Origin of the sequence: Sphingobium sp. CCH11-B1 (genome assembly GCF_001556865.1) — a bacterium.
In the GTDB taxonomy this organism is placed as follows: Bacteria; Pseudomonadota; Alphaproteobacteria; order Sphingomonadales; family Sphingomonadaceae; genus Sphingobium.
Map to the genome: position 1 here is coordinate 64,751 of NZ_LSJY01000070.1, position 25,310 is coordinate 90,060.

Here is a 25,310-nt window from a genome sequence, read left to right on the forward strand (position 1 = left end):
GAATGCGGAATGCCGGGTCAAACCCGGCATGACCGGGGAGGAGAAAGTCCTCCCCCCGCTAATGGTCAGGCCGGAACGCTGGCCAGCGCGGCTTTCACGGCGTCGACGGCCAGTTGTGCCTTGTCGCCGTCAGGCCCGCCGCCTTGCGCCATGTCGGGACGGCCACCGCCGCCCTTGCCGCCCAGCGCTTCGACGCCCGCGCGTACCAGATCGACCGCGCTGACGATGGCGGTCAGATCGTCGGTCACGCCCACGGCGATGGTGGCGCGGCCTTCGACCACCGCCAGCACGGCCGATACGCCGCTGCCGAGCGTCGCCTTGTTCTGGTCAACGATGCCGCGCAGTTCTTTGGGATCGAGCCCCTCGATCACCTGGCCGATGAAGCTGATCGCGCCGACCTGTTCCGGCCCCGCCGCCTTGGCCGCGCCGCCGCCACCCAGGGCTAGCGCCTTCTTCGCGTCGGCCAGTTCGCGCTCCAGCCGCCGGCTCTGTTCGACCAGCGCCGCGATACGCGCCGGCACATCCTCCGGCGTGGTCTTCAATGCAGCGGCGGTCTGGCGCAGCTTGTCGTCGCGCTCCGTCAACCACAGGCGAGCGGCTTCGCCGGTCAGCGCCTCGATGCGGCGCACGCCGGAAGAAACCGCGCTTTCCGATACGATCTTGAACAGCGCGATGTCGCCGGTGGCGGTGACATGGGTGCCACCGCACAGTTCGACCGAATAATGCAGTTCTTCCGCCAGCGGACCGCCCCGGCCCATGGAAAGGACGCGCACCTCGTCGCCATATTTCTCCCCGAACAGCGCCATGGCGCCCGCCGCAATGGCGTCATCGGGCGTCATAAGGCGAGTCGTCACCGCTTCGTTATAGCGAACCTGCCCATTCACATCCGCCTCGATTGCGGCGATCTGCTTGTGTGTCAGCGCTTCGGGGTGCGAAAAGTCGAAGCGTAGCCGGTCGGGCGCGACCAGGCTGCCCTTCTGCGTCACATGCGCGCCCAGTTCCTTCCGCAGGGCGGCATGGAGCAAATGGGTTGCGCTGTGGTTGGCGCGGATGCGGTCGCGCCGATCCACGTCGATCGCGAGGTTTACCGTGTCGCCGACCTTGATGCTGCCTGCTTCCACCTTCGCCTTGTGCGCATGGAGGCGGCCGAGAGGCTTTGCAGTGTCCTCGACCGTGGCGGAAAATCCGCCCTGCGTCGTGATCGTGCCAGCGTCGCCCATCTGACCGCCGCTTTCGCCGTAGAAGGGCGTCTGGTTGGTGATGATGACGACCTCGTCGCCCACCGACGCGCTGTCGACACGCGCGCCATCCTTGACGATCGCGCGGACTTCGCCTTCGCCCTTGGTCGAGGCGTAGCCGATGAACTCGGTGTTGCCGACTTCCTCGGCGATGTCGAACCAGATTTCGTCCGATGCCTTCTCGCCCGAACCCTTCCAGGCGGCGCGGGCGGCGGCCTTCTGCTCCGCCATGGCGCTGTCGAAGCCGGCGCGGTCGACCGTCAGCCCGCGCGATCGCAGCGCATCTTCGGTGAGGTCATAGGGGAAGCCGTAGGTGTCGTAGAGCTTGAACGCGGTTTCACCGGGCAGCGTGCCGCCCTCGCCCATATCGCCGGTCGCTTCGTCGAGCAGCCTGAGGCCGTTTTCCAGCGTCTTGCGGAAACGGGTCTCCTCGCGCAGCAGCGTCTCCTCGATCAGCGGCTGGGCGCGGACCAGTTCGGGATAGGCGCCCCCCATTTCCGACACGAGGGACGAAACCAGCCGGTACATCAGCGGCTCCTTCGCGCCGATGATGTGGGCGTGACGCATGGCGCGGCGCATGATCCGGCGCAGAACATAGCCACGCCCCTCATTTGCCGGAAGCACGCCATCCGCGATTAGGAAGCTGGTGGAGCGCAGGTGATCGGCAATCACGCGGTGGCTCGCCTTATGCTCGCCATCCGTGGCGGTCCGGCTGAGCGCGCCGCTCTCCGCAATCAGCGCCTTGAAGGTGTCGGTGTCGTAATTGTCGTGCACGCCCTGAAGCACGGCCGCGATACGCTCCAGCCCCATGCCGGTGTCGATGCTGGGCTTCGGCAGTTCGCTGACGATCTCGTTCGCTTCCTGCTCATATTGCATGAAGACGAGGTTCCAGATTTCTACGAAGCGGTCGCCATCCTCCTCCGGCGATCCCGGAGGGCCGCCCCAGATATGGTCGCCATGGTCGAAGAAGATTTCCGAGCAGGGACCGCACGGCCCGCTGTCCCCCATCGCCCAGAAATTATCCTTGGTCGGGATGCGGATGATGCGCTCTTCGGGCAGGCCGGCGATCTTCTTCCACAGGTCGAACGCTTCGTCGTCGGTATGATAGACGGTCGCGGTCAGCTTCTCGGCCGGCAGCCCCCATTCCTTCGTCAGGAGCGTCCACGCATGGGTGATCGCCTGCTCCTTGAAATAGTCCCCGAAGCTGAAATTGCCCAGCATTTCGAAGAAGGTATGGTGCCGCGCGGTGTAGCCCACATTGTCCAGGTCATTATGCTTGCCGCCCGCGCGAACGGACTTCTGGCTGGACGTCGCGGTCTTGTACGGGCGCGTTTCCAGACCCGTGAAGACATTCTTGAACGGCACCATCCCGGCATTGACGAACATCAGCGTCGGATCGTTATGCGGCACCAGCGGGGCCGATGGCACGATGGTGTGGCCGTTCGCCCCGAAATAGTCGAGGAAGGAGCGGCGAATGTCGTTGGTCGAAGTCATGGGGGCGATTTAGTGGGAAGCGGTCCGGCGCACAAGCGGGGCTTTTGACCTTGTGCGATCCGGCAAGGCGGCGGCTGGACGCTGCCTGGATCAGAGTGCGTCAGCGACCCGAGCGATCGCCTGCACGAAGCTGTCGCTGATGATCTTGAGGATCGCCGCGGACGCCAGCAGCACGAACAGCGTCAGCGCGGCGAATTGCAGCCGACGCGCGACCAGCCGGCTGCGTTCCTCGCTTTGGTCGACGTACCGCCGTCGATCGGCGCGGCGGTCGGCATCGCCCGCTTTCCACACTGGCGCTGCAACCTGCACGGGCGCGTTGGCAAGCGTCGCCATGTCGATCTCGTCCTGCGCGCGGACGCCGCACTGACCGTCCTTGGACCATACCACCCGCCCGACAATGACCGATGACGCGCGGCGTACCTCGATATAGCTGCCGCGACTGGGCGCGCGCGCCATGCGCAACATCATGCCATGCAGCGACAGGTTCATGATCTTGACGTCAAGCCACTGGTCTTCCAGGCGCATGCGCGCCGGGATGGACGTCAGGACGCGCGGTTCCCGTTTTTTCATCCTTCGCCTTTCCCGGCCCCTGAATCCCGATAACGGCAGCAGGGCGGAAACTTTGAAGGAACAGATATTTATCTATGTTATCGATTCAGGCGCTTCAGGCGATGGGCTGGTCGATCGATGTGGGCGGCGTCGAAAACCATTGCGGCCCCTTCGCCGTCATATGGAAGCAATCCTCCATGCGGATGCCCATAACGCCCGGCAGATAAAGTCCCGGCTCATTGGAAAAGCACATGCCGACGTCCAGCTTCGTCGTTTCGCCATGGACGAGGTTGACGGGCTCATGCCCTTCCATCCCGATGCCATGGCCGGTCCGGTGCGACAGGCCGGGCAAAGCGTAGCGGGGACCATAGCCCAGCCTTTCATAGTAGCTCCGTACGGCATCATCGACGGAACCAGCCGGGACGCTAAGCCTCGCCGCCTCAATCGCGATCTTCTGTCCACGCGAGACATCGTCCCAGACTTTCCGCTGCTGCGCCGTGGGCGGGGCGCCATGCACCCAGGTCCGGCTGATGTCGGACTGATAGTCCTCGACCGTGCAGCCGCAATCCATCAGCACCACCTCCCCGACCCGGACGGTCTGAGGCTTGCCCGATCCATGCGGATAGGCGGCGGCCTCCCCCAACAGGACGAGGTTGAATTCGACCTTGCCGCCCAGTTGCGTCGTCGCCGCCGACATGAGCGCGCCGATATCCGCCGGGGTCATGCCCGCCTTCACCTGCGGATAGGTCCAGCGATAGGTGGCCATGGTGACGTCGGCGGCCTTTTGCATCAATGCGATCTCGGCGGCGGTCTTGCGCATGCGGATCGCGCGGGTCACCCAATCCCTGACCAGCGTGGCAGTGGGAAGCGCAGCCTTCAGGCCGTCCACGGCGAAATAGCGCACCGTTTCCTCTATCCCGATGCGGCCTTTCGCCAGCCCCTTGGCCGTAAGAAAGTCTGCGATCGGGGCGTAAGGGCTTTCATCCTCCTGCCAGACGCGGACTTCGGCGGGAATGGCGAGAGATTCGTCGATCGAGGGCTTTTCAAAAAAGGGGCAGACGATCAGCGGCGTTCCGCTGGCCGGGATCATGGCGGCGGTCAGCCTTTCCGAACGGTGCCAGCGCACCCCGGTATAGTAGATCAGGCTGGCCCCCGGTTCGACCAGCAGCGCGTCTATCCCCGCCGCCTGCATCATCCTTTGCGCGCGGGCGAGCCGATCCGCGCGTTCCGACCCGCCAATCGGCACGATGTCGCCGGTCAAGGCACCCAGCGCCTCGGCCGACCGCTCCTGCGCGAAAAGACGCGGGCTGACCGCACCCATGGCGATGCCGGCAGCAGCGTGGCGCAACAGCGTGCGGCGATCAGGCATAGGCGTAGGATCCTCCGGTCTTCAGCGCTGCCTGGTAACCGGGGCGGGCATGCATGTCATCCAGCCAACGGATGAGATGAGGACGCGACCCGTCCAATCCGCCGCGGGCGCGGGACGCTTCCAGCGGGAAGCTCATCATCATGTCGGCCGCGGTGAAGGCATCGCCGGCGAAAAAGGGGCGTCCCGCCAGTTCGGTCTCCAGCCAGTCGAGATGGTCATCCAGCATCCGCTGTACCGTTGGCCTGGCCGGTCGGCCAAGCAGGCCCATCTTGTTCACCACCAGCAACGCCAGCAAGGGCGGCATCATCGATCCTTCGGCATAATGCATGAACTGACGATACAGTATAGCACCCTCGGTCGGCGGCCCGAAGCGGCCGGCCCGCGCGACCAGATAGTCCATGATCGCCCCCGTCTCGATCAGGCGATGGCCGTCGACCTCGACCACCGGGGATCGTCCGAGCGGGTGGATTGCCCTGAGCGAAGCGGGCGCACGCATTGTCTTTGCGTCCCGCTCGTAACGCCGCACCTCGTAAGGTTCGCCCAGTTCCTCCAGCAACCAAAGGATGCGTTGCGACCGGCTGTTGTTCAGATGGTGGACAATGATGGTCATGACGGCTCCCTTGCGGCTGAGCCAAAGGGCTACCGCAGCGGCCCGACTATGCCAACGGGTTAGCGGACTGGACGCTGTGCCACGGTCCTGGACCCGGCTTGCGCCGGGGAACCGATCTACGCTGGCTCCAGCGCCATCTGCGCCTTTTTCCTGGCACGGAAGGCGTGGAGCAGGGGCTCGGTATAGCCATTAGGCTGCTCGACCCCTTCGAACACCAGCGCGCGTGCGGCCTGGAATGCGAGACTTTCCCCTTCCCGCCCGCTCATGGGCTCGTAAAGCGGGTCAGCGGCATTTTGCGCATCGACCTTCGCCGCCATGCGGCGGAGCGCCGCGTCGACCTGCTGTGCGGTGCAGATGCCGTGGAGCAACCAGTTCGCCATATGTTGCGAGGAGATGCGCAACGTCGCGCGATCCTCCATCAGGCCGACGTCATGGATGTCGGGAACCTTGGAGCAGCCCACGCCCTGGTCGATCCAACGGACGACATAGCCCAATATGCCCTGCGCATTATTGTCCAGTTCCCGCGCGATCTCCTCTTCGGAAAAATTACGGCCGGTGGCGATGGGCAGGGTCAACAGCTTTTCCAGTCGAGCCACGCCCTCCCCCTTCCGCTCCGCCTGGCGGGCGAAGACGTCGATCCGGTGATAATGGGTCGCGTGCAGCGTCGCGGCGGTCGGCGACGGAACCCATGCGGTGTTCGCGCCGCTCATCGGATGGCCGGCCTTCTGATCGAGCATGTCGGCCATGCGATCGGGCGCGGCCCACATGCCCTTGCCGATCTGCGCCCGGCCGGAAAATCCGCAGGCAAGCCCGATCTGCACGTTCCGGTCCTCATAGGCCGAAATCCAGTCGCTCGCCTTCATCTCGCTCTTCGGGATCATGGGGCCCGCCTGCATCGAACTATGCATCTCGTCGCCGGTGCGATCGAGGAAGCCGGTGTTGATGAAGACGATGCGGTCCTTCACCGCATGGATGCAGGCGGCGAGGTTGGCCGAGGTACGGCGTTCCTCGTCCATGACCCCGACCTTGATCGTGTGACGGGCCATGCCGAGCATGTCCTCGATCGCGTCGAACAGGCGATCGGTGAACGCGACTTCGCCCGGGCCGTGCATCTTGGGCTTGACGATGTAGAGGCTGCCCGCACGACTGTTCGCCCGACGTCCGTTCAGGTCATGAAGAGCGATCAGGCTGGTGACGATGCCGTCGATGATTCCTTCCGGCGCCTCGTCGCCGTTGGACAGCCGGACAGCGGGTGTGGTCATCAGATGGCCGACATTACGGACGAACAGCAGGCTGCGGCCCGGCAGCGTGAAAGTGGTGCCATCCGGTGCGGTATAGGTGCGGTCCGGGTTGAGCGCGCGCGTCATCATCGCCCCATTCTTCTCGAACCGGTCGGTCAGATCGCCCCGCATCAGTCCCAGCCAGTTGGCATAGGCGGCCACCTTGTCCTGCGCGTCGACGGCAGCGACCGAATCCTCCAGATCGCAGATGGTGGTGAGAGCGGACTCCAGGATGACGTCGGCTATGCCCGCGGGATCGGTCGCACCGATCGGGTGCGCCTTGTCGAAGACGATCTCGATATGCAGACCATTGTGGCGGAAGAGGCGCGCATTTTCGCTGGTGCCCACCAACTGCGCGGGATCGGCGAGAACGATATCGTCACTCGCCAGCGCCGCCCAGTTCCCGTTCGCCAGCGGAACCGCGTCGTCAAGAAAGGCTTTTGCCCAGGCGACGACCTGCGCGCCGCGCGCCGCATCATATCCCTTGCCCGCCGGCGCGCCGGCTATCGCATCCGTGCCGTACAGCGCGTCATAGAGGCTGCCCCAGCGCGCATTGGCCGCATTGAGCAGGAAACGGGCGTTGAGGATCGGGACAACCAACTGCGGTCCCGCCATGCGCGCGACTTCATCATCGACATTCGTGCTGCCGATCTGAAAGGGCGCGGGTTCGGGCACCAGATAACCGATCTCTCGCAAAAATATCGCATAGGCGGCCGGATCGTGCGGCTGCCCCGCCCGCTGTTCGTGCCAGCTGTCGATCTGGGCCTGAAGCGTGTCGCGCTTTCGCAGGAGGCTCAGATTTTCGGGTGCGAAGCGAGCGAGGACGTCCGCCGCGCCCGCCCAGAAGGCGTCTGGCGCGATGCCTGTGCCGGGCAGCGCCTGCTGCTCGATAAAGTCCGCGAGCGGAGCGGCGACTCGAAGGCCGGCTTTATCGATCATCGGGGCGGTCATGGCTCTTCTCCAAATTGGACGACGGGTACGTTTGGAGATTTAGCATGTCTCGATTATGTCGTATATTCGCTATTATTCAAATACAGTAATTCTTATGGTGAACGAATATGATGGATCCTGACCACGAATTGTTCGTGACCATTGTCGATGAAGGAGGCCTCGCGGCGGCAGGACGGCGCCTGCATATCTCCCCGGCGATGATGTCCAAGCGTCTGGCGCGGCTGGAGCAGAGGCTTGGCGCAAAGCTCGTCCACCGCACGACGAGGCGGCTGGCGCTGACGCCGGCAGGCGAGCAGCTCCATGCCGATCTGCGCGCGATCCTCGCTGCGCTGGACGACGCCGAAAGGCGTGTATCGGGCGCATCGGCCATGGCGACCGGTCCCTTGCGGATCAGCGCCCCTACATCCTTCGGGCGCATACACCTCGCCCCCTTTATCCAGCGTTTCTTGGACGATCATCCGGCGGTCGATCTCAGCGTGGATCTTTCCGACGAATATAGCGACCTGCTGGACGGCCGCTTCGATCTTGCGCTGCGCATCACCGCCGATCCCGGTCCGACGCTCGCGGCGCGGCGGCTGGCGACCAACCGCCGCATCCTCTGTGCGGCGCCCGGCTATCTGGCGGCGCACGGCGCGCCGCAACGGATTGCCGATCTCAAGGCTCATCGCCTGCTGGCGGCGCATGGGCAAATGCCCTGGCGGCTGGTCGGGCCGAAGGGGCCGGTCACGGTCGAAGGGCAAAGCCATGTGCGCACCAACAGCAGCGAGCTGGTGCGCGAACTGACCATCTCGGGCGGAGGAATCGCGCTTCGATCCTTGTGGGACATTGCAGAAGCGCTTGAAACAGGCCGGGTGCGCCCGGTTCTGCCCGATCATGAAGGCTCGGCCGATGTCGGCCTCTATGCCGTGCACCTGCCCCAGGCCAATCCGCCCCGCGCACTCACCGCGTTCATCGAATTTCTTGTAACACTTTATTGCCCGACGCCGCCGTGGGAGCGCCCTGTCTTGCCCTAGCGGAACGCAGGCTTTAAGGCCCGCCACATGGACGACAACACCCGCCGCGCAGCCCTCGACTATCACCGCTATCCGCAACCGGGGAAACTCCGGATAGAACCGACCAAGCGGATGGTGAACCAACGCGACCTGGCGCTGGCCTATTCGCCGGGTGTCGCGGCACCCTGCGTCGAAATCGCGGCCGATCCTGACAAGGCGCTGGACTATACGGCGCGCGGCAATCTGGTCGCGGTCATCTCCAACGGCACCGCCGTCCTCGGCCTGGGCGCGATCGGCGCGCTGGCGTCGAAGCCGGTGATGGAAGGCAAGGCAGTCCTCTTCAAGAAGTTCGCCGACATCGACGTGTTCGACATCGAAGTCGACACCACCGACCCGGATAAGTTCGTCGAGGCCGTCGCCTTGCTTGAGCCGACCTTCGGCGGCATCAATCTGGAAGACATCAAGGCGCCGGAATGTTTCGCGATCGAAGCGCGGCTGAAGGAGCGGATGAACATCCCGGTCTTTCATGACGACCAGCATGGCACCGCCATCGTCGTCGCTGCTGCGGTTCGCAACGCGCTGGTGCTGCAAGGCAAGACGCTGGCGGACGCGAAGCTGGTGACCTCGGGCGCCGGCGCGGCCGCGCTGGCCTGCGTCGACCTGCTGGTATCGATGGGCCTGCCGGTCGAAAACGTCACCATGACGGACAAGGACGGCGTGATCCATGCCGGCCGCGAAGGCATGTTGCCCAACATGGCGCGCTATGCCCGCAACACCAATGCGCGCACGCTGCCGGATGTTCTGCCGGGCGCGAACCTGTTCCTGGGCCTGTCCGCGCCGGGCGTGTTGAAGCCCGAATGGCTGCCGCTGATGGCACCCAATCCCCTCATCTTCGCGCTCGCCAATCCGGAGCCCGAAATCCGGCCCGAGGCGGCCCGAGAAGTGCGGCCGGACGCGATCATCGCCACTGGTCGGTCCGACTATCCCAATCAGGTCAACAACGTCCTCTGTTTCCCCTACATCTTTCGGGGCGCGCTGGACGTGGGCGCGACGCAGATCAACGAGGCGATGAAGGTCGCCGCCGCCGACGCCATCGCCGCCCTGGCCCGCAGGCCCGCGCATGACAGCGTGGCTCAGGCCTATGGCGGCCGCAAGCTGGTGTTCGGCCCAGATTATATCATCCCCACCCCTTTCGACCCGCGCCTGATCGGTGAGATCGCGGTCGCGGTCGCCAAGGCGGCCATGGACAGCGGCGTCGCAAAGAGGACGCTGGACCTCGACGACTATAAGCGCAGCCTCACGCGCCAGGCGACCCGTTCCGGCCAGCTGATGCTGCCGGTGTTCGAAGCGGCGCGGGGCAGCCACTGCCGCATCGCCTATGGCGAGGGGGAGGATGACCGGGTGTTGCGCGCCATTCGCGACGCGCTGGACGAAGGGATAGTCCGCCCGACGCTCATCGCCCGGCGCCGCATCCTGGAAAAGAAGCTGCCCGAACTCGGCCTCACCTTCGATTTCGAGCGGGACGTCGAGGTGATCGACCCGGAGACCGACCACCTCATCATGGGCGAACTGGTGGAGGCCTATCGGGCCATTGCCGGGCGCAAGGGGGTGCCGGCGGACGAAATCCTGCGCCACGTCTATCGCCGTCCCACGATCACCGCCGCCATGCTGCTGCGCACCGGCCGGGTCGACGCCGCGCTGGTGGGGGGACGGTCGGAATATTGGGGTCAGGTCGAACATGTACTGCGCATCATCGACCGGGTACCCGATCATAGCCGCGTCTATGCGTTGTCGGGCCTGATCCTGGACGCCGGCGCGCTGTTCATTACCGACACGCATATGGTGCCCGATCCCACGCCAGAGCAAGTGGCGGAAATGACGCTCGCCGCCAGCGCGGAACTGCGCTATTTCGGCCTCACGCCGCGAGCGGCTCTTCTGTCCCATTCCAATTTCGGCGCATCGCACAGCGACAGCGCGCGCAAGATGCGCAAGGCGTTCCGGCTGGTTCGGGAGGCGGCGCCCGATCTGGCGGTGGACGGCGAAATGCACGCGGACGCCGCGCTCAGCCAGTCGCTGCGCGAGCGACTGGTGCCGGATTCCCGTTTCGAAGGGCCGGCGAACCTGCTGGTTATGCCCAATCTTGACGCGGCCAACATCACGTTGACGGCGCTTTCCGCATCGTCCAGCTCGCCCACCGTCGGCCCGATGCTGATCGGTCTTTCCAAGCCCATCCATGTGCTGACACCCGGAGTGACCTCGCGCGGGATTCTGAACCTCACCGCGATCGCCGCGGCGGAAGTTGCGCGGGAAGGCTGAGTTTAACCTTTTCATCCTATGCCAACGCCAGGGACGGAGGCGTGAGGATATGGCAGGCTTCATCAAGGGCGTAACGAAGGCTGCGGCCCCCAAGCTGGCGATCGGCGCGATATTGGCCGGCGCGGCATGGCTGGCGATGCACTGGATCGACAGGCCCGCTGCTGAAGACACGGCTCCGGCCGCCATCGCCAAGCCTGTTGCAGCCGCCGCCCCGGCGACCCCGCCGCTGGTCGAGCGACGGAGCGACCAGCCCATGGCCATCGATCCTCGGGCACTGACGGTCAGGCGTGTCTTGCAGATTGACGGTCCCTTCCGCCATGGCGACTATGCCTGGGACGAAAAGGGCGCGCCGTCATCCGGTCCGGTCATCATCACCGTCGATCTGAAGGCGGAAACCCTGTCCGTCTTTCGCGCCGGATATGAAATCGGTGCGGCGGTCATCCTCTATGGCGCGACGGACAAGCCCAGCCCGCAGGGCGCGTTCCCCATCACGCAGATGGACGCAGACCATGTTTCGAACCTCTATGGCGCGCCCATGCCCTATGCCCTGCGGCTGACGAGCGACGGTGTGTTCATCCATGGCAGCGACGTCCAATATGGCCGCGCCACGCATGGGTGCATCGGCGTGCCCGTCGATTTCGCACGCAAGTTGTTCGGGGTGGTGAAACGCGGCGACATCGTCGTGATCACCAATGGCAAGATGCTTGACGTCAGCAAGGCGAAGATCGGCGGCTGACGGCACGGTTGCAGGCGATGCATGGATGGATGCAGGAAAGGCAGCCGATCCGGGCTTGACCCGCGCTGTCATGATATCCATTTGCGGGTCTTCTCAGAATTTTTGCATTGCAACATGGAGCTGGCCATGGCGAACGCCTCGCGCAGCGCGCATCCCGCGCTTGTTATTTTTGCTTTGTCGGTGGGCGCGTTCGCCATTGGCACGACCGAATTCGCGTCCATGAGCCTGCTGCCCTTCTTCGCCCGGGATCTGGGCATCGACGCGCCGACCGCTGGCCATGCGATCAGCGCCTATGCATTGGGAGTGGTGGCGGGCGCGCCAGTCATCGCAGCGTTCGGCGCGCGATTGCCGCGCCGGATGCTTCTCATCGGGTTGATGAGCGTTTTCGCGATCGCCAATGCCCTGTCGGCACTGTCGCCCAGCTACCACTGGATGCTGTTGTTCCGTTTCCTGTCGGGGGTGCCCCACGGCGCCTATTTCGGCGTGGCGGCGCTGGTGGCCGCCAACCTGGTCCCACTGGAAAAACGGGCGCTTGCCATCGCCAAGGTGATGACCGGCCTGACCGTCGCGACCGTGATCGGCGTGCCGGTGGCCAACTGGATGGGGCAGATGCTGGGCTGGCGGTCCGGCTTCTTCGTGGTGGCGGCGCTCGCGCTGGCGACGGTGACGCTGGTCGCGCTGTTCGCGCCGCGTGACGCGGGTGATCCGGGAGCCAGCCCGATGCGCGAACTCACCGCACTCGGCAAGTCGCAGGTCTGGCTCACCCTGTTCACAGGGGCCATAGGCTTTGGCGGCTTGTTCGCGGTCTATACCTATGTCGCCTCCACCATGATCGAGGTGACGCATGTCCGGGAAACTTATGTCCCGCTGGTCCTCGTCATTTTCGGCATCGGTCTCACGCTCGGCAATCTGGGGGCCGCCTGGGCGGCGGACCGCGCGCTCAACCGCACCGTCATCGGCGTGTTGCTATGGAGCGCGGCGGCGCTGGCCATCTTTCCGTTCATGGCGGGCAATATCTGGACGCTCGGACTCAACATCTTCCTGATCGGGATCGGCGGTGGCCTTGGCACGCCGCTTCAGGCCCGGTTGATGGACGTTTCGGGAGACGCACAGACGCTTGCCGCCGCCTTGCATCACAGCGCCTTCAACATCGCCAATGCGCTTGGGCCATGGCTTGGTGGCCTGTCGATCGCGGCGGGCTACGGCCTGGTGTCCACAGGCTGGATCGGATGCGCAATGGCGCTGGGCGGTCTTGTGATCTACCTAGCGGCGATCGCGCTGGAACGCCGCCAGCCCCGCCGCTCGCTGATCCCTGCCGAATAAACGCCTTTCGCCGCCCATCGCGGCCGGATAAGGCTGGCCTATGAGCGATCCGGCCAAAGAAACAGCATTGCGCGATGCGGCCGTCGCGGCGCTGAGACAGGGGCAGGCCGCAGACGCGCTTGCCGCCCTGCGCGCGATGGACAATCCGCCCGCGATGCTGCTAGCCCAGGCTTGCAATCGCACCGGCGACCTGGACGGAGAAGCCGAAGCGCTCCGCCATATTCTCGACGCCGAACCGCGTAACCTCCCTGCCCTGCTCGCCATGGGGCAGACGGTGCTGAAACGGGGCGATGAGCGCGCGTCCATAAGCTGGTTTCGCGCTGCCTTGGCGCAGGCCGCCGCGACCGGGGCCCCACCGCAGTTGCAACCACTGCTCCAGCAGGCGCAGGCCAGTATCGAACAATCGGGCCGCCGGTTCGAGGATCATCTGACCGCCGCCATCCGCGATCTTCCGCCACTGCCTCGGATCGCGCGCGCGACCGATCTGCTGCTGGGGCGCAGTGACATATATCTGCAGCAACCCAGTATGTTTTACTTTCCCGACCTGCCGCAACGCGCCTTCTACGAACGGCATGAATTCGAATGGGTGCCGGCGGTCGAGGCGAAGACCGACGCCATCATCGGGGAGCTTCAGGCCGTGCTGGCGAAGGAGCAGGAATTCGCGCCCTATGTCCAGACATCGGCCGGGCGGCCATCACCCAACAATCCGCTGCACAACGACCCGAGCTGGGGCGCGCTCTATTTCTGGCAGGGCGGCGCAACGGTCGCCGAAAATGCCGCGCGCTGCCCGTCGGTGATGGAGGCGCTGGAACTGGCACCCATGCCGGTGATCGACGCCCGATCGCCCATGGCACTTTGGTCCCTGCTGAAGCCTGGCACCCATATACGTCCGCACAACGGCCTGCTCAACACGCGCCTCATATGCCATCTGCCGTTATTGGCTCCCGACCATTGCGCGCTGCGCGTTGGCGCCGAGACAAGGCCGTGGCGCAAGGGCGAACTTCTCCTGTTCGACGACAGCATCGAGCATGAGGCGTGGAACCGCAGCCAGCAGACCCGCGTGGTGCTGCTGTTCGAAATATGGCGTCCCGAAATCGGCATGGATGAACGGCAAGCGCTGACGCATCTGTTCGAGGCAATCGATGCCTTCGGCCCGGCGCAGATTGACACGGGCGGTTGAGGCGGGTTTCCATCCGCCGGGACGACACTATAGGCGCGCGAAGATCGTAAAGGGGGGATGCCGGGGCGACACGCCACCACGGACACCCTTGCCCATGCCTCCCGCTTCCGACCCCACCTTCCCTCACCCGCGGCCGCACAGTCTGGCGGAGGATGGCTACGCCATCGCCATCGGCTGCGCGTTCATCGCCATGGGGCTGATGCTGCTCAAACAGGCGAATCTGGTGACGGGCGGCATGGCGGGCATTGCGTTGCTGCTGTCTTATCTCGCGCACTGGCCGCCGGGCACGCTGTTCCTGCTCATCAACCTGCCCTTCTTCCTGTTTGCCGGACGCGCCATGGGGATGGCATTCGGCCTCAAGACGCTGTTCGCCAATATCGCCATCATGGCCATAGGGCTGGTCATGCCAACCGCATTGCAGATCGCACGCGTCAGTCCGTTCTTCGCCGCGCTCTTTGGCGGGTCGATCATCGGGTTCGGCATATTGGCGATCGCGCGCCACGGCGCAGGCGTCGGCGGCGCGGGCGTCGTCGCGCTGATCCTGCAGAAATCGCGCGGCTGGAACGCCGGGCGCACACAGATGCTGTGCGACATCCTCATTCTATTGGCGTCGTTGCCGTTGCTCAGCTTCGAACGCTTCGGACTTTCCGTCCTGTCAGCCGCCGCGATGAACGCCGTGCTGATGGTGAATCATCGCCCGGGCCGCTATATCGGTCACTGATCGCTGCACAGAAGATTGCCGTTCCGGTCGCGCCCGCGCAGCGCGGAGGCGGCGTCACTCGACACGCGCGGGAAGCTGACTCCCTCCAGCGATCCGCGTCCCTGGCAAAGGTCGGCGCAGGCCATGTCCACCACACCAGGCAGGGCCACCTGATCTCCGTCATATTGCGCGACGATGATGCAGCGATCACCGCCCCTGAAGCTCAGGATCAGCTTGTCGCCGGCGCGGCGCGCCATGCCATGTCCACGGCAACTCGGTTCCTCGCCGAACACCGCTTCCAGTCCGAAGCGAAATTGTCCGTCCTGGCCGGGAATGACGCATAGCGCATCGCGCCCGGCTTCATGACGGCGTTGGTACAGGCCAACCGGGGGCATGCTCCGGGCGTCGGTGATGGCGCCACTGGCAATGGCGGCGCGTTCCAGGCCGGACACCGCCCCGTCACCCGGCACGGCGTCAGGGGTGACAGGGGCACGCTGGCATGCCGCCGTCAGCAGGAAGAGCAGCGCTGCTCTAGTCCGCCGCATCGACGCTGCTGAGCCCATCCTGCCCGATGCGGCGGAAGAAGCAGGAGCGCGCGCCGGTGTGGCAGGGCGGCACAGCCTTGATCCAGACGGCGTCCTGATCGCAATCGATGCGCAGGTCACGCACTTCAAGCATATGGCCCGACGTTTCGCCCTTCTTCCACAGCGCCTGTCGGCTGCGGGACCAGAAGTGGGCAAGCCCGGTCTCGATGGTCAGCCCGAGCGCCTGCGCGTTCATATGCGCCACCATCAGCACGTCGCCGCTCTGATCGTCGGTCACGACGGCGGTGATAAGGCCGTCCCCGTCATATTTCGGATTGAGGGCCAGCCCCTTGTCGCGTGCATCGTCCATGGCGCGGCTATAGAGCGCAAATGTGGGCGTGCGAAGCCCTGCCAAAGAGGATAATCGGGAGAAAATGGGGCGACCGATGGGATCCGAACCCACGACCTCTGGTACCACAAACCAGCGCTCTAACCAACTGAGCTACGATCGCCATGGGGGCTGCTCGCCCCGAGAGAAGGGCCACATATGCGGCCCATCCCCGGCCGTCAAGCGCCAAAGCCCGGCGACCGGATTTTCCTGGCCTACCGCGTTCCAGCCTGCAGTTGGGCGCGGAGATTGGCAAGGATGCGTTCGGAAACGCGTGGCCTTTCCGCCGCCGCCTTCCCCTTGCGCAGGCGCTCCTTGTCCCGTTCAGGCGGCTCCACCACGCGCACGCGCACGGCGGCGTGACCCTGCGCCTTCATGCCCAATTGCTCTGCCGCGCCGCGCGACAGGTCGATGATGCGGCCCCTGCCGGCAAATGGTCCGCGATCGTTGACCCGGACAAGGATCGCCCGTCCGGTGTCGAGCGACGTGACCTCGACATAGCTTGGCAGGGGCAGGATAGTATGCGCCGCGGTGATCCATTTGCCGCGAAACCGCTCGCCATTGGCCGTGCGATTGCCCGACTCCGATCCGTACCAGCTCGCATAGCCCAGCATATCGTACGTCGGGTCGGCGGCAGGAACATAGGTGAGGCCGCGCACCATATAGGGCGGACCGATCTTGACCGGCGTGTCCCGGACCGGCCGGTAATTGCCGCCGCCACAGGCCGCCAGCATCAGCGTCAGGATCGCCCATGCCGCCTTGCCCGCCATCGCTGCCTTGCCATCCGTCATGGCTCTTCCTGGCCTCTTGTTGGGAGAGAGAGCGGTATCGCTACCATGAAGAAAGGGACGAAAACGTCGCCGCTTTCGTCCCCCTGCCTTTGGCTTGATTGCGCGGGGCAGAAACCTGCCTTGTCGCGCCACTCTCCCGTAACTTCCCGGCCGCGATGCCGGCAATTGACGAACGGTGGACGCCGCCGCGGGGACGACGTCGCCGGTCGCTTAGTTGACCGAGTCCTTCAGGCCCTTGCCAGCCTTGAACTTGGGCTGGGCCGAAGCCTTGATGGTCATGGTTTCGCCGGTACGGGGATTACGGCCGGTCGAAGCCTTGCGCTGCGACACGGAGAAGGTGCCGAAGCCGACGAGGCGGACTTCATCACCCTTTTTCAGCGCGCCGCTGATGGCGTCAAACACGCCTTCCACGGCCTTGGTGGCGTCATTCTTGTTAAGGCCGCTGCTTTCAGCAACTGCGCTGATCAGATCCTGCTTGTTCATGCCTTGGGAACCCCCTTGTGCTGTTGGTTGATTAGGAATCGCGGCGTAGGGCGGGCAATAAGGCGCGGATTCCCGCGACTGTCAAAGGGAAAGCGACGAAGATGCCGGTCCATGGCCGATTTTGCGCCCGATCGGTCGTTTCGGTGCCGATAATAGGGTTAACCGCCGCTTTCCCGATGGTTCAGTGCCGCAGGGCCGCGTCCCCGTCCCTGCCCGTTCCGGTCGGAGGCTGCGCCGCCAAATCGTCTTCTTCTGTCCAGGCGATCGCTTCCGGCTTCGAAACCAGCGCCCGCGCGAGCACTTCGTCGACATGGGACACGGGCACGATATCCAGCCCCTCACGAATGTTCGCAGGGATTTCCGCCAGGTCCTTTTCATTTTCCTGGGGAATCAGCACTGTCTTGATGCCGCCACGCAGCGCCGCCAAAAGCTTTTCCTTGAGGCCGCCGATGGGAAGCACCCTGCCGCGCAACGTCACCTCGCCGGTCATCGCCACGTCCTTGTGGACGGGAATGCCGGTCAACGTCGACACGATCGTCGTCACCATGCCGATGCCCGCGGATGGACCATCCTTGGGCACCGCGCCTTCGGGCAGGTGGATGTGGATGTCCTTCCGGTTGAAGAGGCTGGGCTTGATGCCATAGCCCGGCGAGCGCGCCTTCACGTAGGAGAAAGCCGCCTGCACCGACTCGGTCATCACCTCGCCCAGCTTGCCGGTGGTCTTGATCTGCCCCTTGCCGGGCACCGTCACGGCCTCGATCGTCAGCAACTCGCCGCCGACTTCCGTCCAGGCCAGGCCGGTCACCGCGCCGATCTGATTTTCTTCCTCGCCCACGCCGTGACGGAATTTCCGCACACCGGCAAAATCGGACAGATTATCGGGCGTGATGACGATCTTGTCGGCCGCGCCTTCCAATATCCGGCGCAGCGCCTTGCGGGCCAGGCGCGCCACTTCGCGCTCAAGCGTGCGGACGCCCGCCTCGCGCGTGTAGAAACGGATGAGATCGCGCACCGCCTCTTCCGTCACCTCGAACTCGCCGTCCTTCAGGCCATGGGCGTCGATCTGCTTGGGCACCAGATGGCGCTGCGCGATCTCTACCTTCTCGTCCTCGGTATAGCCCTCCAGCCGGATGATCTCCATGCGGTCGAGCAAAGGTTGCGGCAAGTTCAGCGAGTTGGCGGTCGTAACGAACATCACGTCCGAAAGATCGACGTCGATTTCCAGATAATGATCCTGGAACTTGCTGTTCTGCTCGGGGTCCAGCACCTCCAGCAGGGCAGAGGCCGGATCACCCCGGAAATCCTGCCCCAGCTTGTCGATCTCGTCGAGCAGGAAGAGCGGATTCATCGTGCCGGCCTTCTTGAGGTTCGACACGATCTTGCCCGGCAGGGAGCCGATATAGGTCCGCCTGTGGCCGCGAATTTCCGCTTCGTCGCGCACGCCGCCCAGTGACTGGCGCACGAACTCGCGGCCCGTGGCCTTGGCGATCGAGCGGCCAAGCGAGGTCTTGCCGACGCCCGGCGGGCCGACGAGGCACAGGATCGGCCCTTTCAGCTTGTTGGTGCGCGCCTGGACGGCGAGATATTCGATGATCCGGTCCTTGACCTTCTCCAGCGCGAAATGATCCTCGTCCAGGATCGCCTGCGCTTTCTTGAGGTCGGTCTTGACCTTGCCCTTCTTGCCCCAGGGAAGCCCCAGCAGCACGTCGAGATAGTTGCGCACGACCGTGGCTTCAGCCGACATGGGCTGCATGCCCTTGAGCTTTTTGAGCTCCGCCGTCGCTTTCGCGCGCGCTTCCTTGCTGAGCTTGGCCTTGGCGATCTTTTCGGTGAGCTCGGCGAGTTCGTCGCCCTCCTCGCCCTCGCCATTGCCCAGCTCGCGCTGAATGGCTTTAAGCTGTTCGTTCAGATAATATTCGCGCTGGGTCTTCTCCATCTGCCGCTTCACGCGGCCGCGAATCTTCTTCTCGACCTGGAGCACGCCCAGTTCGCCTTCCATGAAGGCGAAGACCATTTCGAGCCGCTTGACCGGGTCCGCTTCGACCAGCAGCGACTGCTTGTCGGAAACCTTGACGTTGATGTTCGCCGCCACCGCATCGGCCAGCCGTCCGGCATCCTCGATCTCGCGCAGCTGCACCGGGGTTTCGGCTGGCAGCTTCTTGTTGAGCTTCGCGTAATTTTCGAACTGTTCGGCGACCGAGCGCATCAGCGCGGCGGCTTCCGGGCCTTCGGCGGCCGCTTCCTCGACCGGCGAGACGGTAGCGACAAGATAGGTGTCGTTCGCCTCCATCCCTTCGAGCTGGGCGCGATGCTTGCCCTCCACCAGAACGCGCACGGTGCCGTCGGGCAGCTTCAGCAGCTGCAGCACCACGGCGACGACGCCCGTGTCATAGAGGGAGTCGCGCGCCGGATCGTCCTCGGCGGGATCGAGCTGCGAAACGAGGAAGATTTCCTTGGAGCCTTCCATGGCCGCTTCCAGCGCCGCGACGCTCTTGTCACGGCCGACGAACAGCGGAACGATCATCTGCGGAAAGACGACGATGTCGCGTAGCGGCAGAAGGGGATATTCTAGTTTCATTCGGTCTCCGGGGCCGATTGGAAGCGGCCCTCTTCTACGGTTCACCGCCATTATGGGGATGCCCGTCGCGCCAATCAATCACGGCGTGTCATAAGGACGTCATCATGAACGCCGCCTTATGAAGGCTCAGAAGGGCAGCTTGAAGCCCGGTGGCAGCGGCAGCCCCGCGGTCATCTTGCCCATTTCGGCGTTGCTGACCTCGTCGGCCTTCTTGCGCGCGTCGTTGAAGGCAGCGGCGACCAGATCTTCCAGCATCTGCTTTTCCGAAGGCGCGAGCAGGCTGTCGTCGATCGATACGCCGATGATCCGCCCCTTGGCCGAAGCGCGAACCTTCACCAGGCCGCCGCCGGCGGCGCCTTCGACCTCCAGCTTGTCGAGATTGTCCTGCGCGCGCTGCAATTCTTCCTGCACACGGCTCGCCATGCCCAGGATTTCATTCAAATCTTTCATGCTCCTGCACTCCATTGTTCCGGCTTGCTATCCACAAGCTCCGCCTGGGGGAAGGCCGCCATAGCCGCCTTGACCACCGGGGTTTCCAAAATCCTCTCGCGCTCCGCCGCTTGCGCCGCCTGCTCCTGCTCCAGCAGCGTGGCGCCGCCGCCGCTCTGCTCCAGCCGAACGCTCCACCGCGTGCCCGGCGTGGCGGCATTCAGCGCCGCCTCCAGATCCCGCTTGAAGTCGCCACGCGCCCAGGGATGGGTCAGCCGGACGGCAACCTCCGGCGCGTTCAACAAGACCAGCGCCGCGCAATCGTTCAGATGATTGGCCAAAGCCGGCGCCTGCTTGTCCACCAGCGCCACAATGTCCGCCATCGTCTCAGGCAATCGCGACACAGGGGGCGACGAGGGCGCTGCCGGCTTGCCGTCGATCTGGGCCGAAGGCGCGACCACGCTGCCTCCTTCCCGCAGCAGCCGCGCCAGTTCGCCCGGATCGGGCATGGTCGCTGCGTGCATGACCCGAAGCAGCGCCATTTCGCAGCTTTCGATCGGCAGCACGGCGCTGGCGACTTCATCATGCCCCTTCACCAGCAACTGCCACAGCCGATGCAGCGGCGCGAAGCCCAGTTGCGCCGCCCAGTCGGACAGCGCCTCCCGCTCCTCGGCCGACTGGCCGGGACTGGCAATATCGCGCCCCGCCTTCACCAGGGTCACCGCGTGAACCAGTTCCATGAGGCCGCGCATCAGCGCCAGCGGCTCGACGCCCAGCGCATATTGGTCGCGCACGGCGGCAAGCAAGGCCGTCGTATCGCCCGAAAGCAGGAGGCCCAGCAGCCGGCGCACCGATCCGCGGTCGGAGAGGCCCAGCATGTCGCGCACCTGGGCGGCGGTGACGAGCGGCGCCCCCTCCCCCAACTCCGCGTGCGCGATCGCCTGGTCCAGGATCGAAAGCCCGTCGCGGGCCGACCCTTCCGCCGCCTGCGCGATCAACGCCAGCGCGTCCGGTTCCGCGGCGACGCTTTCCGCCTCGACCACATGGGCGAAATGATCGGCCAGCAGGTCGGCCGGGATGCGCCGCAGGTCGAACCGCTGGCAGCGCGAGAGCACCGTCACCGGCACCTTGTTCACCTCCGTCGTGGCGAAGAGGAATTTCACATGGGCTGGCGGCTCTTCCAGCGTCTTCAACAACGCATTGAAAGCGTTTTTGGAGAGCATATGCACTTCGTCGATAATGTAGATCTTGTAGCGCGCCGATACAGCGGCATAGCGCACGGCTTCGATGATTTCGCGGACGTCATCGACGCCGGTATGGCTGGCGGCGTCCATCTCCACCACGTCGATATGGCGGCCATCGGCAATTGCGCGACACGGCTCGCACTGGCCGCAGGGGTCGATGGTCGGGCCACCCTGCCCGTCCGGGCCGATGCAGTTCAGCGCCTTGGCGATCAGGCGCGCGGTGGACGTCTTGCCCACGCCGCGCACGCCGGTCATCAGGAACGCATGGGCCAGCCGGCCGCGCTTGATCGCGTTGCCCAGCGTCTGGACCATCGCGTCCTGCCCGATTAGTTCGCGGAACGTGCGCGGACGATATTTGCGCGCAAGGACGCGATAGGGCTGCGGGGAATCGGACATGCCTCTGTCCTAGCCGCTCAGGCGGCCCTTGTCGAAGCAGGATGCTGCTGGAAAGTAGGAGCCGGAACGACCCGTGACGAAATCACTGTGGCTGCTTCCGTCAGGACCTGACCCGGTTCGCGACGATCACGTCCGCCCGACTCCCGGCGCGGCATATGGCGAAAGGGTGACGGGATGGCAAGAGGCAGGATGCGCCCCCTATTCCAGCCCGCTCTTCTGTGCCCGGCCAACGAAGCTGAGCGCCGCTTGCGCCGTTTCCGCTATCGCCGCCTCCGCCTTCGCTGCGTTGACCGTCGGCCGATCCAGGTAGATGGCGAGGATATATTCGTCCCCCGAAGGCGATTTCACGAGCGCCACGTCGTTATAGGCGGTGCCGCAGGTTCCTGTCTTGCTGCCTGACGTCCAGCCTTCGGGCAGGCCTGCCTTGATCCGCTTGTCGCCGGTGCTGCTGGCGTTCAGCCAAGCGCGCAGCTTGGCGGCGCTCTCCGCCGCCATGTCGCGGAAGATCAGCCTGCCCATCAGCCCGGCCATGGCCGCGGGCGATGTCGTATCGCGCGGATCGCCCTCCACATTCTCGTTGAGCGCGGGTTCGTCCCGGTCCAGCCGCGACACCGTGTCGCCATGCGCGCGCATGAAGGCGGTGAGACCATCCGGCCCGCCCAGCATCGGGAGCAGCAGGTTGGCGGCGCTGTTGTCGCTGACCTCGACCGCCGCCTGCGCCAGTTCACCCATCGTCATTCGGCCCCGCTTCAGATTCTTCTTCACCACCGGCGCATAGTCCAGCAGGTCGTCCTTGCCGAAGGGGATCGTGCCTTCCAGCCCGAACTTTCCACCCTCCGCGCCGATCAGCACGGCGGCGGCCAGCGGCGCCTTGAAGGTCGAGCACATGGCGAAGCGTTCGTCCCGGTTGAAACCGAGGATCAGCGCCCCGTTCGCATCCACCAGGGCAACGCCGAGGCGGCCGCCTGTCTCTGCCTCTATTTCCTTGGGATTGCGCACTTCCGCCAGCGCGGATTGCGGCACCAGATAGCGCGGCGCGGCGGGCATCAGAGAATCGAGCCGCCCGGTGGGCACAGGCTCCTTCGCCTGCTTTTTCTCAGCGGCCATGGATGGTGCAGCCACCAACGCGAACGCAATCAGGACGAAAAGCGTCTTCATCGAACGGGTTACATTCCCTGCATATTGTAAAATTCGCCCGGAATGCGAACGGTCAGGCTGTCCATTCCGTCAGCAAGCACGATCTGGCAGGCAAGGCGGCTGGTGCGGGTGGCTGCGGCTGCAAGATCGAGCATATCCTCCTCATCCTCGCTGGCGCGGGGCAACCGCGAAAAATCCTGCGCATCGATGATGACATGGCATGTGGAGCAGGCCATCTGGCCTTCGCACGTGCCCTCCAGCGGCTGTCCTGCGGCCTGCGCCACGTCCAGCAGCACCGAACCGGGCGCGGCGTCGACCTCCTGCCGGCGCTCTCCATCGGCGCTGACGAAGATGATCCTGGTCATGGACTGCGACGCTCCTTTACCCCCACGGCTCCGCCTGCGCGGTCGCCGCCTCATTCAGTGCCTCAGCCGCCCTCTCCAATTCCTCGCGATGCGTGTACCGACCAAAGCCGATCCGCACCGATCCGCGCGCCTGTGCATCCGTCAAGCCCAGTGCGCGCAGCACATGGCTAGGCCTTCCAGACCCGCTCGCGCAAGCACTGCCGAGCGAAAAAGCAATATTGCGGCAATATGACAACAGCCGCGCACCATCGATCCCTTCGCGCCGCACGTTGAGATTGCCGGGATAGCGGTGATCCGCGCTGCCGTTCAGCGTCCAGTCCGCGAACAGGTTGCGCGACAGGGCGGCCAGTTGCTCGATATGGGCGCGGTCTTCCTCCGCCCGTTCGCGCATCAGCCGCGCGGCAACGCCAAAGCCAGCGCACAGCGCCGGTGACAGCGTGCCGGACCGCAGCCCCTGCTCCTGCCCGCCGCCGTGGATCAGCGGCTCCAGCTGGACACCGTCCCGCATCCAGAGGGCCCCGATCCCCTTTGGGCCGTGAACCTTGTGTGCGCTGATCGCCACCAGGTCGCAGGCCTGCGGCACGGGAATACGCCCGTAACCCTGTACCGCGTCGCACAGGAACAGCGCGCCGACGCTGTGGGCAAGCTCCGACAGCGCATCGAGCGGCTGGATGACGCCTATCTCGTTGTTGACCAGCATGGCGACGACGATCGCGACACCCGGAACAATGGCGCGCGCCGCCTCTTCGGCATCGACGAGGCCATCCGGCCCGACCGGCAGGATGGTCACGGCGCGGCCTTTCCGGCGCATCGCCTCCACCGTATCCAGTACGGCGGCATGTTCGGTCGCGATGGTAACGATCCCGCCCGGCGGCGCGCCCTGGATGGCGATGTTCAACGCCTCGGTCGCGCCGGAGGTGAAGACCAGCCGACCGCCCTGCGGCAGCAGGCGGCCGATCTCGTCGCGCGCCACCTCCACATGCGCGGCGGCGGCGCGGCCCAGGCGGTGCGCACTATGGGGATTGGCGAACTGGTCGCGCAGCAGCGGAAGCATGGCATCGAACGCTTCCGGCGCGAGCGGCGTCGTCGCCTGATAATCGAGATAGATCATCGCCTTGCCCGATCAGCCACGGACCGCCAGGCGCTGATGAACCTGTCCACATCCCTGTTGCAGGTCTGCGGCCCGAAACTGACTCGCACCACTTCCGCCGCCGCTCCTTCATCCCATCCCATCGCGCCCAGAACATGACTGGTCCTGAGCGACCCGGAGGAACAGGCGCTGCCGGCCGACACGGAAATGCCGGCAAGGTCGAACTGGATCAACTGCGCGCGCGCCGACATTCCGGGCATGCGATAGCTGGCAATGACGGGAATGCGGGCCGCATCGGGGGCGACCACGGTTCCGCCAAACTCCCCGATAGCGGCATCCAGCCGGGCGCGAAGCTCGGACGCGCGGGGCAGCCAGTCTTCCCGTGCTTCCAGCGCCGCGACCATGGCCAGGATCGCGGGCAGGTTCTCCGTACCGGCGCGATAGCCCTGTTCCTGCCCGCCGCTCGGTTCGATCAGGGCCAGATCGCGGATCAGCAATGCACCGACGCCGGGCGGCCCACCGAATTTATGGGCGCTGATCGCGATCATGTCGGCGTCGGGCAATGGCAGCTTTCCAGCGCTTTGCGCGCAATCGGCAAACAGCATGGCACCCGCGCGATCAAGGGTTTCGAGCGGCTGGATCACGCCGGTTTCATTATTCACATGCTGAATGGCGAAAAGCGGCGTGCCCGCTCGATCCGCCGGGGGCAGGACGATGCCGTCCGCATTGACCGCCAGCCGTTCCGCGCCCTTCGTCACCCGCAGCACGGCGTCATGTTCGACCGGCGAGGTAAGGATGCGATCCGCCTTGACCCTGCCTAGTCCGATTCCGATCGCCTCGCTGGCACCGGAAGTGAAGATGACATGCCCCCGCCAGTCCAGCGCCGCCTTCAGCCGCGCGCGGGCATCCTCCAGCGCCGCACGCGCCGCGCGGCCATCGGCATGGGGACTGGACGGGTTGGCCCAGTGCGCCATCGCACCGACCATCGCGGCCTGTGCCTGCGGCAGCATCGGGGTTGTGGCGGCATGATCCAGATAAAGGCGGTCGGCGGCCAAGCGGACGTTACTCATTGATTGCGGAAAAGGCAGCGCCCTCTATATAGGCGACTTGCCGCGCCGCGCCAGCGTGAAGCCTTGTGACGCGTGCG

22 protein-coding genes, 1 tRNA gene and 1 other RNA gene are annotated in these 25,310 nt (G+C 65.1%); 6 read left to right on the top strand and 18 right to left on the bottom strand.

What is annotated here, in order from left to right:
* Positions 1-65 precede the first annotated feature (65 nt).
* The 5 genes from alaS to AX724_RS07560 all read right to left on the bottom strand — a co-directional run bounded on the left by alaS (position 66) and on the right by AX724_RS07560 (position 7,491).
* Entirely contained in the window at positions 66-2,732 is a 2,667-nt protein-coding gene (gene alaS, locus AX724_RS07540) for an alanine--tRNA ligase (protein WP_066764975.1), read from the bottom strand.
* A 90-nt stretch (positions 2,733-2,822) separates the two neighbouring features.
* On the bottom strand, positions 2,823-3,302 hold the full coding sequence (locus tag AX724_RS07545) for a PilZ domain-containing protein (RefSeq protein WP_066764978.1): 480 nt from the start codon (positions 3,300-3,302) through the stop codon (positions 2,823-2,825).
* Positions 3,303-3,396: 94 nt separating this feature from the next.
* On the bottom strand, positions 3,397-4,650 hold the full coding sequence (locus AX724_RS07550; RefSeq protein ID WP_066764982.1) for a M24 family metallopeptidase: 1,254 nt from the start codon (positions 4,648-4,650) through the stop codon (positions 3,397-3,399).
* Positions 4,643-5,260, bottom strand: coding sequence for a glutathione S-transferase family protein (locus tag AX724_RS07555; protein ID WP_066764983.1), 618 nt, complete (start codon positions 5,258-5,260; stop codon positions 4,643-4,645). Before AX724_RS07555 ends, AX724_RS07550 begins: the two co-directional genes overlap by 8 nt.
* Positions 5,261-5,376: 116 nt before the next feature.
* Entirely contained in the window at positions 5,377-7,491 is a 2,115-nt protein-coding gene (locus AX724_RS07560; protein WP_066764984.1) for a malate synthase G, read from the bottom strand.
* A gap of 107 nt (positions 7,492-7,598) precedes the next feature.
* Here AX724_RS07560 and AX724_RS07565 point away from each other — a divergent pair, with 107 nt between their 5' ends.
* The 6 genes from AX724_RS07565 (at position 7,599) to AX724_RS07590 (ending at position 14,759) form a co-directional block, all read left to right on the top strand.
* Complete coding sequence (locus AX724_RS07565; RefSeq protein WP_066764985.1) at positions 7,599-8,504, top strand: LysR family transcriptional regulator; 906 nt, start codon at positions 7,599-7,601, stop codon at positions 8,502-8,504.
* A gap of 27 nt (positions 8,505-8,531) precedes the next feature.
* A complete protein-coding gene (locus AX724_RS07570) occupies positions 8,532-10,799 on the top strand; it encodes an NADP-dependent malic enzyme (protein ID WP_066764987.1) in 2,268 nt (755 codons plus the stop codon).
* 49 nt (positions 10,800-10,848) lie between these two features.
* Positions 10,849-11,535: a L,D-transpeptidase family protein gene (locus AX724_RS07575; protein WP_066764989.1), complete on the top strand. Its 687-nt coding sequence runs from the start codon at positions 10,849-10,851 to the stop codon at positions 11,533-11,535.
* A gap of 126 nt (positions 11,536-11,661) precedes the next feature.
* A complete protein-coding gene (locus AX724_RS07580) occupies positions 11,662-12,858 on the top strand; it encodes an MFS transporter (protein ID WP_066765039.1) in 1,197 nt (398 codons plus the stop codon).
* Positions 12,859-12,898: 40 nt separating this feature from the next.
* Positions 12,899-14,038, top strand: coding sequence for an aspartyl/asparaginyl beta-hydroxylase domain-containing protein (locus tag AX724_RS07585; protein WP_066764991.1), 1,140 nt, complete (start codon positions 12,899-12,901; stop codon positions 14,036-14,038).
* Positions 14,039-14,132: 94 nt separating this feature from the next.
* Positions 14,133-14,759, top strand: coding sequence for a YitT family protein (locus tag AX724_RS07590; protein ID WP_066765044.1), 627 nt, complete (start codon positions 14,133-14,135; stop codon positions 14,757-14,759).
* Here the strand turns inward: AX724_RS07590 and AX724_RS07595 are convergent.
* The 13 genes from AX724_RS07595 to AX724_RS07655 form a co-directional block, all read right to left on the bottom strand.
* Positions 14,753-15,283 carry a hypothetical protein gene (locus tag AX724_RS07595; protein ID WP_066764993.1) on the bottom strand — a complete coding sequence of 177 codons (531 nt, stop codon included), beginning with the start codon at positions 15,281-15,283 and terminating at the stop codon, positions 14,753-14,755. The two genes, AX724_RS07590 and AX724_RS07595, sit on opposite strands and share 7 nt — an antisense overlap.
* Positions 15,270-15,632 carry a phosphoribosyl-AMP cyclohydrolase gene (gene hisI / locus AX724_RS07600; RefSeq protein ID WP_066764994.1) on the bottom strand — a complete coding sequence of 121 codons (363 nt, stop codon included), beginning with the start codon at positions 15,630-15,632 and terminating at the stop codon, positions 15,270-15,272. The genes AX724_RS07595 and hisI overlap by 14 nt, the downstream gene beginning before the upstream one ends.
* A 65-nt stretch (positions 15,633-15,697) precedes the next feature.
* Positions 15,698-15,774, bottom strand: a tRNA-His gene (locus tag AX724_RS07605).
* Positions 15,775-15,865: 91 nt separating this feature from the next.
* Entirely contained in the window at positions 15,866-16,441 is a 576-nt protein-coding gene (locus tag AX724_RS07610) for a septal ring lytic transglycosylase RlpA family protein (RefSeq protein WP_231736560.1), read from the bottom strand.
* A 210-nt stretch (positions 16,442-16,651) separates the two neighbouring features.
* Positions 16,652-16,924 (bottom strand): HU family DNA-binding protein, encoded by a 273-nt coding sequence (locus AX724_RS07615; RefSeq protein WP_066764995.1) that lies wholly within the window; start codon positions 16,922-16,924, stop codon positions 16,652-16,654.
* A 181-nt stretch (positions 16,925-17,105) separates the two neighbouring features.
* The gene (gene lon / locus AX724_RS07620) at positions 17,106-19,502 is read right to left on the bottom strand and encodes an endopeptidase La (RefSeq protein WP_066764997.1); all 2,397 of its coding nucleotides are present in this window, start codon (positions 19,500-19,502) and stop codon (positions 17,106-17,108) included.
* 126 nt (positions 19,503-19,628) lie between these two features.
* Entirely contained in the window at positions 19,629-19,952 is a 324-nt protein-coding gene (locus tag AX724_RS07625) for a YbaB/EbfC family nucleoid-associated protein (RefSeq protein WP_066765004.1), read from the bottom strand.
* Positions 19,949-21,571 carry a DNA polymerase III subunit gamma/tau gene (locus tag AX724_RS07630; protein WP_066765006.1) on the bottom strand — a complete coding sequence of 541 codons (1,623 nt, stop codon included), beginning with the start codon at positions 21,569-21,571 and terminating at the stop codon, positions 19,949-19,951. The genes AX724_RS07625 and AX724_RS07630 overlap by 4 nt, the downstream gene beginning before the upstream one ends.
* A 51-nt stretch (positions 21,572-21,622) precedes the next feature.
* An RNA gene (gene ffs, locus AX724_RS07635) (signal recognition particle sRNA small type) lies at positions 21,623-21,718 on the bottom strand.
* 51 nt (positions 21,719-21,769) lie between these two features.
* Positions 21,770-22,729 (bottom strand): SGM family class A beta-lactamase, encoded by a 960-nt coding sequence (gene blaSGM / locus AX724_RS07640; protein WP_066765007.1) that lies wholly within the window; start codon positions 22,727-22,729, stop codon positions 21,770-21,772.
* Positions 22,730-22,737: 8 nt separating this feature from the next.
* Positions 22,738-23,073 carry a 2Fe-2S iron-sulfur cluster-binding protein gene (locus tag AX724_RS07645; RefSeq protein ID WP_066765008.1) on the bottom strand — a complete coding sequence of 112 codons (336 nt, stop codon included), beginning with the start codon at positions 23,071-23,073 and terminating at the stop codon, positions 22,738-22,740.
* 16 nt (positions 23,074-23,089) lie between these two features.
* Positions 23,090-24,184 (bottom strand): cysteine desulfurase family protein, encoded by a 1,095-nt coding sequence (locus tag AX724_RS07650; RefSeq protein WP_066765009.1) that lies wholly within the window; start codon positions 24,182-24,184, stop codon positions 23,090-23,092.
* Positions 24,181-25,218 carry a cysteine desulfurase family protein gene (locus AX724_RS07655; RefSeq protein ID WP_066765010.1) on the bottom strand — a complete coding sequence of 346 codons (1,038 nt, stop codon included), beginning with the start codon at positions 25,216-25,218 and terminating at the stop codon, positions 24,181-24,183. The genes AX724_RS07650 and AX724_RS07655 overlap by 4 nt, the downstream gene beginning before the upstream one ends.
* Positions 25,219-25,310: the final 92 nt, after the last annotated feature.

Coding starts and splice junctions, on each gene's coding strand:
- alaS (WP_066764975.1), bottom strand. CDS start 2,732: ATGACTTCGACCAACGACATTCGCCGCTCCTTCCTCGACTATTTCGGG.
- AX724_RS07545 (WP_066764978.1), bottom strand. CDS start 3,302: ATGAAAAAACGGGAACCGCGCGTCCTGACGTCCATCCCGGCGCGCATG.
- AX724_RS07550 (WP_066764982.1), bottom strand. CDS start 4,650: ATGCCTGATCGCCGCACGCTGTTGCGCCACGCTGCTGCCGGCATCGCC.
- AX724_RS07555 (WP_066764983.1), bottom strand. CDS start 5,260: ATGACCATCATTGTCCACCATCTGAACAACAGCCGGTCGCAACGCATC.
- AX724_RS07560 (WP_066764984.1), bottom strand. CDS start 7,491: ATGACCGCCCCGATGATCGATAAAGCCGGCCTTCGAGTCGCCGCTCCG.
- AX724_RS07565 (WP_066764985.1), top strand. CDS start 7,599: ATGATGGATCCTGACCACGAATTGTTCGTGACCATTGTCGATGAAGGA.
- AX724_RS07570 (WP_066764987.1), top strand. CDS start 8,532: ATGGACGACAACACCCGCCGCGCAGCCCTCGACTATCACCGCTATCCG.
- AX724_RS07575 (WP_066764989.1), top strand. CDS start 10,849: ATGGCAGGCTTCATCAAGGGCGTAACGAAGGCTGCGGCCCCCAAGCTG.
- AX724_RS07580 (WP_066765039.1), top strand. CDS start 11,662: ATGGCGAACGCCTCGCGCAGCGCGCATCCCGCGCTTGTTATTTTTGCT.
- AX724_RS07585 (WP_066764991.1), top strand. CDS start 12,899: ATGAGCGATCCGGCCAAAGAAACAGCATTGCGCGATGCGGCCGTCGCG.
- AX724_RS07590 (WP_066765044.1), top strand. CDS start 14,133: ATGCCTCCCGCTTCCGACCCCACCTTCCCTCACCCGCGGCCGCACAGT.
- AX724_RS07595 (WP_066764993.1), bottom strand. CDS start 15,283: ATGCGGCGGACTAGAGCAGCGCTGCTCTTCCTGCTGACGGCGGCATGC.
- hisI (WP_066764994.1), bottom strand. CDS start 15,632: ATGGACGATGCACGCGACAAGGGGCTGGCCCTCAATCCGAAATATGAC.
- AX724_RS07610 (WP_231736560.1), bottom strand. CDS start 16,441: ATGACGGATGGCAAGGCAGCGATGGCGGGCAAGGCGGCATGGGCGATC.
- AX724_RS07615 (WP_066764995.1), bottom strand. CDS start 16,924: ATGAACAAGCAGGATCTGATCAGCGCAGTTGCTGAAAGCAGCGGCCTT.
- lon (WP_066764997.1), bottom strand. CDS start 19,502: ATGAAACTAGAATATCCCCTTCTGCCGCTACGCGACATCGTCGTCTTT.
- AX724_RS07625 (WP_066765004.1), bottom strand. CDS start 19,952: ATGAAAGATTTGAATGAAATCCTGGGCATGGCGAGCCGTGTGCAGGAA.
- AX724_RS07630 (WP_066765006.1), bottom strand. CDS start 21,571: ATGTCCGATTCCCCGCAGCCCTATCGCGTCCTTGCGCGCAAATATCGT.
- blaSGM (WP_066765007.1), bottom strand. CDS start 22,729: ATGAAGACGCTTTTCGTCCTGATTGCGTTCGCGTTGGTGGCTGCACCA.
- AX724_RS07645 (WP_066765008.1), bottom strand. CDS start 23,073: ATGACCAGGATCATCTTCGTCAGCGCCGATGGAGAGCGCCGGCAGGAG.
- AX724_RS07650 (WP_066765009.1), bottom strand. CDS start 24,184: ATGATCTATCTCGATTATCAGGCGACGACGCCGCTCGCGCCGGAAGCG.